Source organism: Mycolicibacterium hodleri (assembly GCF_025822245.1).
In the GTDB taxonomy this organism is placed as follows: domain Bacteria; phylum Actinomycetota; class Actinomycetes; order Mycobacteriales; family Mycobacteriaceae; genus Mycobacterium; species Mycobacterium hodleri.
This window is the reverse complement of sequence record NZ_JACKTL010000017.1, coordinates 195222-207844: the sequence shown is the minus strand read 5'-3', so window position 1 is coordinate 207844 and position 12623 is coordinate 195222. Positions and strand designations below refer to the sequence as shown.

Sequence of the window (12623 nt, the reverse complement as noted above, 5' to 3'; positions counted from 1 at the left end):
TTACCCTAGCGACACGTACCGGGCGCGGTGATGCTCGCCGAACCCCGTCGACTCGTAGAGCTTCTTCGCGGGCGCGTTGTCGGCGAGAACCTGCACGTAGGCACGGGTGGCGCCCTGGTCGACGGCCCAGCCCAGCAGCGCCTCGCACAGCGACCGCGCCAGACCGCGACGGCGGGCGTTCTCCGCGACGTGGACCGACGACAGGCCGGCCCACCGGGTGCCGTCCGGAGCCACGGTGACCGCCACCCGGCCGACCGCGGCGTCCTCGGCTCGCCCGAACGCCACGACGCCGTCGACGACGGCGGTCAGCACGTCGACCGGCACCTGCCTCGGATGCAGGCGCAACCAGTCGTCGTCCGGCCGGGGCGCCACGTGCGCCGTCGCCGCGGCGACCCCCTCGGTCAATTGCCGTGCCATCACCACGTTCTCACCGTCGGTCGGGTGACCGGGCGGAATGCCGAACAGCCGATCCGGCACCGCGAGCAGCGCCGGTGCGCCGCGGGTGGCGTACCAGTCGGCAATCTCGTCGACGTGCTCGCCGGGCGTGGGCAGCAACGGCACCGCCGAGTTCGCCCGCCTGGTGCTGCCGTGCCCGAACCGCAGCAGCCAGCCGCCGACCCACTCCTGCTCGACGCCCGGCCAGCCGAGCGCCGCGGCGTGTTCGAGGTTGCGGATGTCGCGGTTGCGGACCGGCGCCGCCGACAGCGGCCTGACCGACACCACGTCGGCGGCCGAGACGGTCACCTCGTCGCCGAGCTTGGTCTGCACCCGCAGCGTGGGGCCGATCTCGCGCAGGTGCCCGACGACGTCGCTCATCGGTGGTACCGAGCCCGCGGGCAGGCGGTACCGCAGGCTGACCCTGGTGCCGACCTCGGGAAGCTCAACCACGATGGCTGGTCAGTGCCCGAACGGGTCGGGATCCTCGCCGGGTGTCCAGGTCAGCCCCGGAACGCCCCAGCCGTTGGACTTCACGGTCCGCTTCGCCGCGCGGGCATGCCTGCCGATCAACGTGTCGATGTAGAGGAACCCGTCGAGGTGGCCGGTCTCGTGCTGCAGCATCCGGGCGAACAGCCCGTTGCCCTCGAGGGTGATGGGCGTGCCGTCGGCGTCCAGACCCGTCACCCGTGCCCAACTGGCCCGGCCGGTCGGGAACGACTCACCGGGTACCGACAGGCAGCCCTCGTCGTCGTTGTCGGGATCCGGCATGGTCTCCGGCACCTCGGACGTCTCGAGCACCGGGTTGACGATCACGCCGCGACGGCGGCTCGACAGCCCGCGTTCGTCGGCGCAGTCGTAGACGAACACGCGCTGGGAGATCCCGATCTGGTTGGCGGCCAACCCGACACCGTTGGCGGCGTCCATCGTGTCGTATAGGTCTTGGATGAGATCGGCGAGCTCCGCGGGCAGCGAGCCGTCGTCACCGACGGGGATCGGACTGGTCGCGGTGTGCAGGACGGGATCTCCCACGATGCGGATGGGTACGACGGCCATGCGGAGAAGATTAGTGGGCGACCGCTCCGCCGCCGACTCGCGGGCAAGGGTCACGGCTCCAACCGGTCTGCCATGGTTGAATGTGGGCCGTCACCACCGGAATGTCATCAGTGTTGGAAGGGTCCACAGAGCAAATGGACGGCGCCATTGCGCGGACTGAAAAGTCCGGGGACGACGAGGCTCTCGCCGACGGCCTGACCCGCCGCGAACACGACATCCTGGCCTTCGAACGGCAGTGGTGGAAGTACGCGGGTTCCAAGGAAGACGCGATCAAGGAACTCTTCTCCATGTCGGCGACGCGCTACTACCAGGTGCTCAACGCCCTGGTCGACCGTCCGGAAGCCCTCGCCGTGGACCCCATGCTGGTGAAGCGTCTCCGGCGCGTGCGGGCCAGCCGCCAGAAGGCGCGGGCCGCCCGCCGCCTCGGCTTCGACGTGACGTGATCGGTACCTGAGGGTTTTCGCCCGAGGGCACCGGCTCGATACAGTGAGTGCGATGAATCAACGAGACTCCTCCGGGTTGCCGCTGCGCGCCATGGTCATGGTGCTGCTGTTCCTCGGTGTCGTGTTTCTGTTGGTCGGGTTCCAGGCCATGAATTCCGGGAACGACGACGACGCCGGCTCCTCGAGCGCCACCACCACCGCGACGAGCGCCGCGCCGTCGTCGTCGCAGACCTCCGCACCGGCCGCTGCGAAGCCGGACGTGCGGGTGTTCAACACCTCCGAGGTGGCGGGTCTGGCCGATCAGACCGCGACCCGACTGCGCGACGCCGAGTGGAACGTGACCGAGACCGGGAATCTCACCCTGGAGGGCCTCAACGGCACGACCGTGTACTTCGGCGAGGCGCCAGGGGAGAAGGAAGCCGCCGACGAGATCGGTGCCCTGCTCGGCGCGGCCGTGGAACCGAGGACACCCGCGGTCGCAGAGCAACCGCCCGGCGTGATCGTGGCGGTCACCGGTTAGGCTTTCCGACATGCCGATCCCTGCCCCGCTTCGCCTTCTCGCCGCCGCGGCACTCATCGTCCCCATCGCGGCCGCATGCTCCCCGTATGAGCCGGTCGCCACGCAGCCTGGCACCACTCCGCCCGTGTGGACCGGCTCGCCGCCGCCGTCGGCCGCCGGTGAGGCAGGCCAGGGCGCCGAGGCCACCACGACAGCGGCCGGCGAGACGCTCACCGCCGATTTGAAGACCGCCGACGGCACCTCGGTGGCGACCGCGCAGTTCGTGTTCTCCGGCGGGTTCGCGACGATCACCGTCAAGACCACCGCCTCGGGCCAGCTGACGCCGGGCTTCCACGGCATGCACATCCATTCGGTGGGCAAGTGCGAGCCGGCCTCGGTCGCTCCGACCGGCGGAGCGCCCGGCGACTTCAACTCTGCGGGCGCCCACTTCCAGGTCGGCGGCCACTCCGGGCACCCGGCCAGCGGTGACCTCTCGTCGCTGCAGGTGCGTGCCGACGGTTCGGCGATGTCGGTGACCACGACCGACGCCTTCACCGCGGCGGATCTGGAGGCCGGCACCAAGACGGCCATCATCATCCACGAGAAGGCCGACAACTTCGCCAACATCCCGCCGGAGCGCTACCAGCAGGTCAACGGCACTCCCGGCCCCGACGAGACGACGATGGCCACCGGCGACGCCGGTAAGCGGGTGGCGTGCGGTGTCATTTCCCCCGAGTGAGTCGACGGTCGGTCCGAGACCTCAACGGATCGACTTCAAGGGGTCGGCTCGGCCGACCATCGGGGTCGAGTGGGAGTTCGCGCTGGTCGACCCCGAGACGCGTGAGCTGAGCAACGAGGCTGCCGCGGTGATCGCCGAGATCGGCGAAAGTCCGCACGTGCACAAGGAATTGCTGCGCAACACCGTCGAAGTCGTCACCGGCATCTGCGACAACGCGAGCGAGGCGATGGACGATCTGCGGGCTACCCTCGCGCCGGCCCGCCGCATCGTCCGCGACCGCGGGATGGAACTGTTCTGCGCGGGCACCCATCCGTTCGCGAAGTGGTCGGCCGAGCAGTTGACCGACGCGCCGCGCTACGCCGAGCTGATCAAGCGCACCCAGTGGTGGGGCAGGCAGATGCTGATCTGGGGCGTGCACGTGCACGTCGGGGTCTCCTCGGCGCACAAGGTCATGCCGATCATCACCTCGCTGCTCAACCACTACCCGCACCTGCTGGCGCTGTCAGCCTCGTCGCCGTACTGGGACGGTGGTGACACCGGTTACGCCAGCAACCGGGCCATGATGTTCCAGCAGTTGCCGACGGCGGGCCTGCCCTTCCACTTCCAGGAGTGGTCCCAGTTCGAGCAGTTCGTCCATGACCAGAAGAAGACCGGCATCATCGACCACATGAACGAAATCCGTTGGGACATACGGCCTTCGCCTCATCTGGGCACCATCGAGGTGCGAATCTTCGACGGCATCTCCAACATCGACGAGCTCGGTGCATTGGTGGCGTTGACCCACTGCCTGATCGTCGACTTGGACCGGCGCCTCGACGCGGGCGAGCACCTGCCGACCATGCCCCCGTGGCACGTGCAGGAGAACAAGTGGCGGGCGGCGCGATACGGCCTCGACGCGGTGATCATCCTCGACGAGGACAGCAACGAGCGTCTGGTCACCGAGGACCTCGACGACTTGCTCAACAAACTGGAGCCGGTCGCGACGTCGCTGGGCTGCGCCGACGAGCTGGCACTGGTGTCGAGCATCTATCAGACGGGCGCCTCGTATCAGCGGCAGCGGCGGGTCGCCGAGGACAACGACGGCGATCTGCGGGCCGTCGTCGACGCGTTGATCGCCGAGTTGGTTCTCTAGGTCCTCGGGCGGGTAGGTGTCACCAGTGACCATCAGGCCGATGTTTCCGCTGGAGTCCGTCCGACTACCGGGTGAGGAACTGCCGCTGCGCATCTTCGAACCCCGCTACGGCGCGCTGGTCCGCGAGTGTCTCGGCGACGCGCGGGAATTCGGCGTCGTCCTGATCGCCGCGGGGCGCGAAGTCGGTGGCGAGGACGCCCGGTGCGACGTGGGTTCGATGGCGCACATCGTGGAGTACCAAGACCTGGGCGAGGGCCACTACCTGTTGGCATGCGAGATGCGCGAGCGGATTCGCGTGACGTCGTGGCTCGACGACGACCCGTACCCGCGCGCCGACGTCGAGCCGTGGCCAGACGAGCCGGGCTCGGCCGTCAGCGGAGACGACATCGCCGCCGTGGAGGATCGCCTGATGGAGACCTTCGAGCGGCTGGCGGCGGCGAAGAAGACGACGCTTCCGTCGCGTCTCGAACTGCTCGGCGAACCGGAACCCGGTGACGACGCCGGACGACGGTTGTACGCGTTGTCGTCCCGCGTGCCGATGGGCCAGGCCGACCGGTACGCGGTACTCGCCGCGCCGTCGGCGGCGGCGCGGTTGGACGCGTTGCGCGACGCCGTCGAAACCGTGGCCGCGATGATCGAGTTTCAGCTCGCGGGCGGCGGCACGCCAGACTAGCTCGCACTCACGCCACCTGGTCGGTGGGCGGCGCCGGTCCGCCAGGGTGGTCGGCATCGTCGTCGTGCCACAATGCTTCTGCGTCGTCTGCCGGGTGCAGCAGCCGTTCGGGGCGATGGTAGTGGTTGATCCGGGCCTGTCCGGTGTCCAACTGCGGCGGCGGTATCCACTCGACGTCGCCACTGGCGTTGACGGTGGTGGTCCACCCGTTCTCGGCGCCCACCAAGCGGTTGTCGGGCCCGCAGGCCAAGGCGAGATCGTCGACGTTGGTGAGTCCGCCGGCCGCCCAGTCGCGCCGAGCATGATGGATCTGCGAGCCATACGCGCCGACGGTGCAGCACGGTTTGGTGCACCCGCCGTCGCGGGCGATCAGCATGATCCGCTGCGCCGCCGACGCCACCCGCCGGGTCCGGAACAGATCCAGCGCCGACCCGGTGGCGCGGTCGAACACCGCCAGGTAGTGGTTGGCATGGCCGGCGAGCCGGACGACGTCGCGAATCGGCATGATCGTTCCACCGCCGGTCACGCCCACACCTGCGCGAGACTCCAAGTCCTGCAGGGTGGTTCGGATGATCACCGATACCGGTAACCCGTTTAGCTGACCGAGCCGCCCGCTCATCAGCGCGATGCGGCCGACGGCGACCATCGCATCATGCTGGCGTTGGGCCAGGCTGCGGTGGTCGTCGTCGATCTGCTGCTGGGTCGGTGTCCCGGAGGTGCAGGGTTCGTCGTCGGCGGGGTTGCACATCCCGGGTGCGGCGTACTTCGCGAAGATCGCCTCCCAGACGGACCACGCCTCGGGCGTGAGTTCTCCGGTGATCGGCGTCATCGCGTCGTGGCGTTGCTTGCCCTTCGAGACACCGCGCTTGCGGTCGCGCTCGGTGTCGTCGGGCGGGGGACCGTCCTGGTCGAGCAGGAACAGCGTCAGATCGGCGGAGTCCTTCAACTCCTTGGGGCCGACTCGGCTCGCCGTGCGGACCAGGTCCACTTCGATCTGCCCGCGCGTGTGCGGGTCGACGAAGCCCGGCATGCGCGCCATCGCCTTGCGGATCACCTTGACGTGCTCGCCGTTGAGCATTCCCAGCGCCTGGCCCTTGGCGGTCGCGGGGAGCTCCGGCTCGAGCGGCTCGCCGGATAGTGCTCCCCGCGGTGCCAGCAGCGCGGCGTCGGTCAGCCGGCGGCCGGCCTCGGCGCTCGAGATGCGCCACCGGATGGTGAGCACGTCCCGCCAGGACTTGGCGCCCAGTTCCTTCGCCGTCGTCTCGAGCTGGAGCCGGGCCAGCAGTCGGTGCAATTGGGTGGGCAGCTGACAGGTCAGCGCCTCGAGTTCGTCGAGGGTCGCCAACAATTCGGTGCGGGTCAGCAGGTCGACGTCGCAGGCCGCGAGCGCGTCGTGGGCGTCGCGCAGTGCCGCCATCGCCTCTCGTACTGCCACCCCGGACATGATTCGAACATACATTCGACCACCGACAAGCCCGTCAGTCCTCGGGGCGGTCCGCCATGTCGTCCTTGGTCAGCAGGTCGTCGCGGAAGCTCTGCTCCCGGTAGGCGAGTTGCCCGACCCGGTTGGCCACCACCGGCGCGGTGATCAGGGTGAAGAGGCCGGCCAGGATCAACATTCCGACGTCCGGATGGCCACGCAGCCGCAGGGCCGCGCCCACGAGCACCAGCAACAGCCCGAGCACCTGCGGCTTGGTGGCGGCGTGCATTCGCGACAGGGTGTCGGGGAACCGCACCACGCCGATCGCCGCGGTCAGGGCCAGCGTCGAACCGGCCAGCACCAGGACACCGGCGAGTACGTCCAGAATGCCGCTCACTGAGGCTCCCCGTCCGCCCGGTCGGTGTCTCGAACGCGGAAGCGCGCCACGCTGACCGAGCCCACGAAGCTGATCAGCGCCAGTGCGGTCAGGCTGTAGGTCACCGTGGTGTCGAGGCTGTAGGCCGCCCACGTGCCGATGGAGCACATCGTGACCGCGACGAAGGTGTCCAGCGCCACCAGCCGGTCCAGCGTGCCAGGGCCGGCGAGCAGTCGGAACATGGTGACGGCGATGGCGGCGATCAACATCACCGCCGAGATGGTCCACACGGCATTCACTCGGCGCTCGCCTCCCTCTCCGCGCTGGCCCGCCAGTCGGCGTCCTTCTCGAACGTCGCGATCATCAAGCGCTCGATGTCGGCGACCTGACGGTAGAAGCGCGCGACCGCCTTGTCGCTGCCCGCGTCGATCACGTGTACGTAGATCAAGCGTCGCGTCTGGTCGATCTCCAGCACGATGCCACCGGGGATGAGGTTGAGCGCGCTGACGGTCAACGCCAGCACCAGGTCGGACTTGATCGCCACGTGTGCGCGGAGCACGGCACTGCGCGGTGGCGGGCCCGGCTTGATCGCGAGCCAGGCCACCTGAACCGACGACAGCACCAGGTAGTAGGCGATCAGCGCGACCAACCGCACCAAAGACAGCGGATGCAGCTTGCCCTCGACGGGCACCGGCGGCAACGGCAACAGCAGTGTGATCACCAACGCGACGGCGACGCCACCCACCACGTTGGCCGCGGAGACGTTGCCCCACAACAGAATCCACACCAGCGTCAGCCAGCACACCACCCAGGCCCGTAGAAGGATGGTTCTCAACTGGATTGGTCGGTTCTTCGCGCGAGCGCTCATCACGGCCTCAACACCGCCGACACGTACTGACCCCGGTCGACGACCTCGGCCGCCGCGCGCTCGCTGAAGGCGAAGATCGGACCGGCGAACACCGTCAGCGCCAGTCCGACGGCGATGAGCGCCGTGGTCGGCACCAGCATGCCGACCGGCATGCGACCCACGTCGTCGCGATCGGCGTGGGCGATGTCCTCCTCGGAGTCGTCGATCAGAGACGACGGGGAGACGTCGGCGAGATTGCCCTCGGGGGCGTCGGCGCGGGCCCGCCAGAACGCCTTGGTCCACACCCTGGCCATCACGTAGAGCGTCAGCAAGCTCGTCACCACACTGCCCCCCACCAGTACCCATGCGAGCACCGAGGCGTCCTGGGTGCCGGCCTCCAGCAGGGCGACCTTGCCGATGAACCCGGAGAACGGCGGGATGCCACCGAGGTTGAGGGCGGGGATGAAGAACACCAGCGCCAGCAGCGGACTGGCGGCGGCCAGCCCTCCGAGACGCTGCAGCGTCGACGCACCGGCCTGCCGCTCGATCAGTCCGACCACGAGGAACAGCGTCGTCTGCACGACGATGTGGTGCGCGACGTAGTAGATGGCGCCCGACATGCCGAGTTCGCTGCCCAGCGCGATGCCGAACACCATGTACCCGATGTGGCTGACCAGCGTGAACGACAGCAGCCGCTTGATGTCGCTCTGCGCGATCGCACCGAAGATGCCGACCAGCATCGTCACCAGCGCCGCGACCATCAGCACGTTGTCGAGCGCGCCGCCGGGGAACAGCAGCGTGTGTGCCCGGATGATCGCGTAGACGCCCACCTTGGTCAGCAAGCCCGCGAAGACGGCGGTGACCGGTGCGGGGGCGGTCGGATACGAGTCGGGGAGCCAGGTCGACAGCGGGAACACCGCGGCCTTGATGCCGAACGCGACCATCAGGACGGCGAACATCGCACCGCGAGTGCCGGACGGAATGTCCTCCAGCCGCACCGACAACTCGGCCATGTTCAGGGTGCCGGTGGCCGCGTAGATCATGGCCAGGCCGATCAGGAAGATCAGCGACGACACCATCGAGACCATCACGTAGGCGATGCCGGCCCTGACCCGGTCGGTGCTGGCGCCGATGGTCAGCAGCACGAAGCTCGCGGACAACAGCACCTCGAAGCCGACGAACAGGTTGAACAGGTCACCGGCCAGGAACGCGGTGCACACGCCCGCCGACAGCACCAGGTAGGTCGGCAGGAAGATCGACACCGGTTGCCGCTCGTCGCCGTCGCGGATGCCCTGACCGATGGCGTAGAACACCACGGCCAGCAGCACGATCGCCGACACCAGCAGCATCATCGACGAGAGCCGGTCCACCACCAGGGTGATGCCCAACGGCCCCATGCCCGGAACCGACTGACCCCACCCGCCGACGTGCACCGCGATGGTGCCGTCACGGTCGGCCAGGTGGACCAGCGCCGCGCAGACCGCCACCACCGCGGACAACGCCGCCACCGCGATGGTGCGCTGCAGCCGCGGCGTGCGGCCCGCGAACAGCGTGACCGCCGCGGCCAGGGTGGGAATCAGAACGGGGAGCGGCGTGAGCACCGCGGACAGACTCATCGGGAGCCCTCGTGCCCGGGCAGTGCGTCCAGTTCGTCGGGGGCGTCGGTGTCGCGGTGCGGGTCGTGGGTGACGAGGTCCTCGTCGATGGCGACGGCGGACTTGTCGGACAGCTCGGAAACCCTGGTGTCCTCTGGGTCGTTGGCGACGTCCTCGTCCCGCGACAGCCGGTACGAGCGGTAGGTCAGGGCGAGCACGAACGCGGCGATCCCCATCGTGATGACGATGGCGGTGAGGATCATGCCCTGCGCCAACGGATCGGCGGTGGCGGTGTGACCGTCGGACACTCGGCCGCGGATGGGCGGATTTCCTGCGGGCCCGGCGACGGTCAGGATCAGGATGTTCACGGCGTTGCCGACGAGCAGCAGCCCCAACAGCATTCGCGTGAGGTTGCGCTCCAACAGGAGGTACACCCCGGCCGTGGTGAGTCCGCCGATGAGGATCAGGGGTACGAGGTCGGTCATCGGCGGGCCGCCTGATTCTGCTGGGCCATCTCCACATCGACGCGCGCGCCGAGGCTGCGCAGGACGTCGAGGACCAGGCCGACGACGATCAGGTAGACGCCGAGATCGAAGAAGAGGGCGGTGACGAGCTTGACGTGGCCGAGCACCGGTACGTCGAATTCGAAGACGGCAGACGACAACACCGGTGCGCCCAAGAACAGTGACGTGACCGCCGTGCCCGCCGACAGCGCCAGGCCGACCCCGAGCATCTTGCCCGCGTCGACGGGAAGCGCCTCACCGAGCTCGAATCGGCCTCCCGCCAAGTAGCGCAGCACCAGCGCGAGGCCGGCGGTCAACCCGCCGGCGAAACCGCCGCCGGGGGTGTTGTGGCCGGCGAAGAAGAAGTAGAACGACAGCACCATGATGAGCGGGAAGATGATTCGCGTGGCCACCTCGAGCACCAGCGATCGGTAGCGGGGGTCGCGAAGTTCGCTGCCCCGCAGCCAGGTGATGTCGCCGACGGCCGGGCTGGTCGGCAGCACCGGGATGCGGCCAATGTCGGGTTGGCCGGCGTCACGAACATCCCTCGGCACCCTGGGCGCGCTACCGAAGCGCCTGTTGCGGAACACCATTGACGCCACCCCGGTGGCCGCCACCAGGAGCACCGAGATCTCACCCATGGTGTCCCAGGCGCGGATGTCCACCAGCAGCACGTTGACCGTGTTGGAGCCCTGGCCGCGGTAATAGGCGGCGTCGGGAAGCAGGTCGGCGATCGGTCGGGTGGTCCGTGCCGCCATGGCGAACACCGCGAGCGCGCTGACGGTGGCGCCGACGGCGAGCGACAGCGCCAGCCGGGGTAGCCGGTGCCGGTTGATGTTGCCCTGGTCGGCCTCTGCGGGCAGGGTCCGCAGCACCAGGACGAAGATGACCAGCGTCAGCGTCTCCACCAGGAACTGGGTGAGGGCGAGATCGGGCGCGCCGTGGAAGACGAAGATCGCGCCGCAGCCGTATCCGGTCACGCCGACGACCAGGACGGCGGCGAGTCGGTTGCGGAGCACGGTCGCGCTGATGGCCGCGGCCAAGATGATGAGGCCGACGACCGCCTGCAACGGCGAATCCCACAGCGTCAACTCTGGACGGTTCCGCGTCCCGAGCACCAGCATGGCCGTCGGCAGCAGCACCAGTGTGGAGAGGATGACGGCCTGCGTGGCGGGAATCGAGCCGCGCTGAGTGAGCGCGGTGAGCCGGACCGCGAACACGTCGGTGCCGCGAATCACCGAGTCGTAGATGCGGTCGGCGTTGCCCAGCGGCAGGTATCCGAACCGGGCGCGGCGCAGGCGGTTCCGGCCGAAGAACGCGACCACGCCCGCGGCGAGTACCAGGATCGACAACAGCAGCGGCACGTTGACGCCGTGCCACAGCGCGAGGTGGTAGTCGGCCTCGCGGGACAGGTCGTCGGCGTATTCGGCCAGCACGTGGTCGAGGCCCGTCGGCCAGACGCCGAACACCAGTCCGGCCAGTGCCAGGATCGCCGGCGGGACCAGGAACGTGATTGGCGGACGATGCATTTCGGCGACGCGCGTACTTGGCTCGGGCCTGCCCTTGCGCGCGAACGCCCCATAGATGAAGCGCAGGCTGTAGATGGTGGTGAACACCGAACCGAACACCACACCGCCGAGCACCCACGGTGCGGCGGGGCCCAGCGACGCGCTGTCCGCCAACGTCCCGAGGTCGGCCTCCTTGGCGACGAAACCCAGGAACGGCGGCAGCGCGGCCATGCTCGCCGTCGCGCAGATGGCGACGATCAGCAAGGGGCGGTGTCGGTCGCCGAGCCAGGCCAGGCGGCGGATGTCACGCGTACCGGTGGCGTGGTCGACGATGCCGACGACCATGAACAGGGCCGCCTTGAACATGGCATGGGCACACAGCATCGCCAGGCCGGCGAGCATCACGTCGCGGCCGCCGATGCCGACCATCAGGGTGATGAGGCCGAGCTGGCTGACGGTGCCAAAGGCGAGGATCAGCTTCAGGTCGTACTCCCGCACGGCCCGCCAGCCCGCGAGCAGCATCGTGCCCAGGCCAAGGGTGACGACGATCGGCCGCCAGGCGGGCGAGTCGGCGAAGCCGGGCGTGAGGCGCGCGACGAGGTAGACGCCGGCCTTGACCATCGCCGCGGCGTGCAGGTACGCGCTGACCGGGGTGGGTGCGGCCATGGCGCCGGGCAGCCAGAAGTGGAACGGCACCAGGGCGGACTTCGACACCGCACCGACGAGGACCAGGACGATCGCGACGCTCGAGGCCAGCCCCGTGGGGGGCGCCGCGACGAGTTCGGACAGCCGGTAGGTGCCGGCCAACTCGCCGAGGATGACGATGCCGACGAGCATGGCCAAGCCCCCGGCGGTGGTGACCAGCAGGGCCTGCGTGGCCGCTCGCCGACTGGTGGCGCGCTCGGCGTAGTGACCGACCAGCAGGAACGACAGCACCGTCGTCAGCTCCCAGAACAGGTACAGCATCAGCATGTTGTCGCTGATGACGAGCCCGAACATGGCGCCGGAGAACGCGACCAGTTCGGCGGCGAAGCTGGGCAGCCGGCGTTCGGTGTGGCCGTCGTGGTGGTGGAAGTACTCCGCGCAGTAGAACAGGACCAGCGCGCCGACGCCGAGGACCAGCACGCTCATGATCGCCGCCAGCGCGTCGAAGCGGAACGTGATGTCCATCGACAGTTCGGGCACCCACTGCAGGTGAACCGTCTGCTCGCCGCGGCCCGGCCAGTTCATCGCGACCCATGGCAGTGAACCCAACGGCACCAGCGCCAGCGCGTAGAAGGCGTGTCGTCCCCAACGCTGCACGAGGACCGGCGCCACCAGGGCGGCCACCGCGTGGGCGTAGAGAATGGCGAGCATGGCACTCCGGTTCTGGTCGCGCCGTCGAGCGCGTTGACCAA

Annotated in this window: 14 protein-coding genes; 5 read left to right on the top strand and 9 right to left on the bottom strand. The window is 69.0% G+C overall.

Going from position 1 to position 12623, the window contains the following annotated elements; genetic code table 11:
* Both H7J06_RS04995 and H7J06_RS04990 read right to left on the bottom strand, forming a co-directional pair.
* Positions 1-888: an N-acetylglutamate synthase, CG3035 family gene (locus H7J06_RS04995; RefSeq protein ID WP_264037505.1), complete on the bottom strand. Its 888-nt coding sequence runs from the start codon at positions 886-888 to the stop codon at positions 1-3.
* Between the two features lie 9 nt (positions 889-897).
* On the bottom strand, positions 898-1491 hold the full coding sequence (locus H7J06_RS04990; RefSeq protein WP_264037504.1) for a peptide deformylase: 594 nt from the start codon (positions 1489-1491) through the stop codon (positions 898-900).
* A gap of 134 nt (positions 1492-1625) precedes the next feature.
* On the opposite strand from H7J06_RS04990, the gene napA reads away from it, so the two are divergent.
* From napA to H7J06_RS04965, 5 genes are read left to right on the top strand one after another with little or no spacing between them, the layout of a single operon-like run.
* Positions 1626-1934, top strand: coding sequence for a nucleoid-associated protein NapA (napA, locus tag H7J06_RS04985; protein WP_149477849.1), 309 nt, complete (start codon positions 1626-1628; stop codon positions 1932-1934).
* Positions 1935-1986: 52 nt separating this feature from the next.
* Positions 1987-2454, top strand: a complete 468-nt coding sequence (locus H7J06_RS04980; protein WP_264037503.1) for a LytR C-terminal domain-containing protein — start codon at positions 1987-1989, stop codon at positions 2452-2454.
* A 10-nt stretch (positions 2455-2464) separates the two neighbouring features.
* Positions 2465-3172 carry a superoxide dismutase[Cu-Zn] gene (gene sodC, locus H7J06_RS04975; RefSeq protein WP_264037502.1) on the top strand — a complete coding sequence of 236 codons (708 nt, stop codon included), beginning with the start codon at positions 2465-2467 and terminating at the stop codon, positions 3170-3172.
* Positions 3153-4304, top strand: coding sequence for a glutamate--cysteine ligase (locus H7J06_RS04970; RefSeq protein ID WP_264037501.1), 1152 nt, complete (start codon positions 3153-3155; stop codon positions 4302-4304). Before sodC ends, H7J06_RS04970 begins: the two co-directional genes overlap by 20 nt.
* A gap of 40 nt (positions 4305-4344) precedes the next feature.
* The gene (locus tag H7J06_RS04965) at positions 4345-4977 is read left to right on the top strand and encodes an LON peptidase substrate-binding domain-containing protein (RefSeq protein WP_264037577.1); all 633 of its coding nucleotides are present in this window, start codon (positions 4345-4347) and stop codon (positions 4975-4977) included.
* A gap of 7 nt (positions 4978-4984) precedes the next feature.
* Here the strand turns inward: H7J06_RS04965 and H7J06_RS04960 are convergent, their stop codons facing one another.
* The 7 genes from H7J06_RS04960 to H7J06_RS04930 are packed head-to-tail and all read right to left on the bottom strand — an operon-like array spanning position 4985 to position 12582.
* Complete coding sequence (locus H7J06_RS04960; protein ID WP_264037500.1) at positions 4985-6436, bottom strand: DUF222 domain-containing protein; 1452 nt, start codon at positions 6434-6436, stop codon at positions 4985-4987.
* Between the two features lie 19 nt (positions 6437-6455).
* Positions 6456-6794, bottom strand: coding sequence for a monovalent cation/H(+) antiporter subunit G (gene mnhG, locus H7J06_RS04955; protein WP_264037499.1), 339 nt, complete (start codon positions 6792-6794; stop codon positions 6456-6458).
* Positions 6791-7072, bottom strand: coding sequence for a monovalent cation/H+ antiporter complex subunit F (locus H7J06_RS04950; RefSeq protein WP_264037497.1), 282 nt, complete (start codon positions 7070-7072; stop codon positions 6791-6793). Before H7J06_RS04950 ends, mnhG begins: the two co-directional genes overlap by 4 nt.
* Positions 7069-7608 (bottom strand): Na+/H+ antiporter subunit E, encoded by a 540-nt coding sequence (locus H7J06_RS04945; RefSeq protein ID WP_264037576.1) that lies wholly within the window; start codon positions 7606-7608, stop codon positions 7069-7071. The genes H7J06_RS04950 and H7J06_RS04945 overlap by 4 nt, the downstream gene beginning before the upstream one ends.
* A 32-nt stretch (positions 7609-7640) precedes the next feature.
* Complete coding sequence (locus H7J06_RS04940) at positions 7641-9236, bottom strand: Na+/H+ antiporter subunit D (RefSeq protein ID WP_264037496.1); 1596 nt, start codon at positions 9234-9236, stop codon at positions 7641-7643.
* On the bottom strand, positions 9233-9700 hold the full coding sequence (locus tag H7J06_RS04935; protein WP_264037495.1) for a Na(+)/H(+) antiporter subunit C: 468 nt from the start codon (positions 9698-9700) through the stop codon (positions 9233-9235). The genes H7J06_RS04940 and H7J06_RS04935 overlap by 4 nt, the downstream gene beginning before the upstream one ends.
* On the bottom strand, positions 9697-12582 hold the full coding sequence (locus H7J06_RS04930; RefSeq protein WP_264037494.1) for a Na+/H+ antiporter subunit A: 2886 nt from the start codon (positions 12580-12582) through the stop codon (positions 9697-9699). The genes H7J06_RS04935 and H7J06_RS04930 overlap by 4 nt, the downstream gene beginning before the upstream one ends.
* Positions 12583-12623: the final 41 nt, after the last annotated feature.

Excerpts from the sequence above, each read along its gene's own strand:
- H7J06_RS04990 (WP_264037504.1), bottom strand. The coding sequence starts at position 1,491 with ATGGCCGTCGTACCCATCCGCATCGTGGGAGATCCCGTCCTGCACACC.
- napA (WP_149477849.1), top strand. The coding sequence starts at position 1,626 with ATGGACGGCGCCATTGCGCGGACTGAAAAGTCCGGGGACGACGAGGCT.
- H7J06_RS04980 (WP_264037503.1), top strand. The coding sequence starts at position 1,987 with ATGAATCAACGAGACTCCTCCGGGTTGCCGCTGCGCGCCATGGTCATG.
- sodC (WP_264037502.1), top strand. The coding sequence starts at position 2,465 with ATGCCGATCCCTGCCCCGCTTCGCCTTCTCGCCGCCGCGGCACTCATC.
- H7J06_RS04965 (WP_264037577.1), top strand. The coding sequence starts at position 4,345 with ATGTTTCCGCTGGAGTCCGTCCGACTACCGGGTGAGGAACTGCCGCTG.
- H7J06_RS04960 (WP_264037500.1), bottom strand. The coding sequence starts at position 6,436 with ATGTATGTTCGAATCATGTCCGGGGTGGCAGTACGAGAGGCGATGGCG.
- H7J06_RS04940 (WP_264037496.1), bottom strand. The coding sequence starts at position 9,236 with ATGAGTCTGTCCGCGGTGCTCACGCCGCTCCCCGTTCTGATTCCCACC.
- H7J06_RS04935 (WP_264037495.1), bottom strand. The coding sequence starts at position 9,700 with ATGACCGACCTCGTACCCCTGATCCTCATCGGCGGACTCACCACGGCC.
- H7J06_RS04930 (WP_264037494.1), bottom strand. The coding sequence starts at position 12,582 with ATGCTCGCCATTCTCTACGCCCACGCGGTGGCCGCCCTGGTGGCGCCG.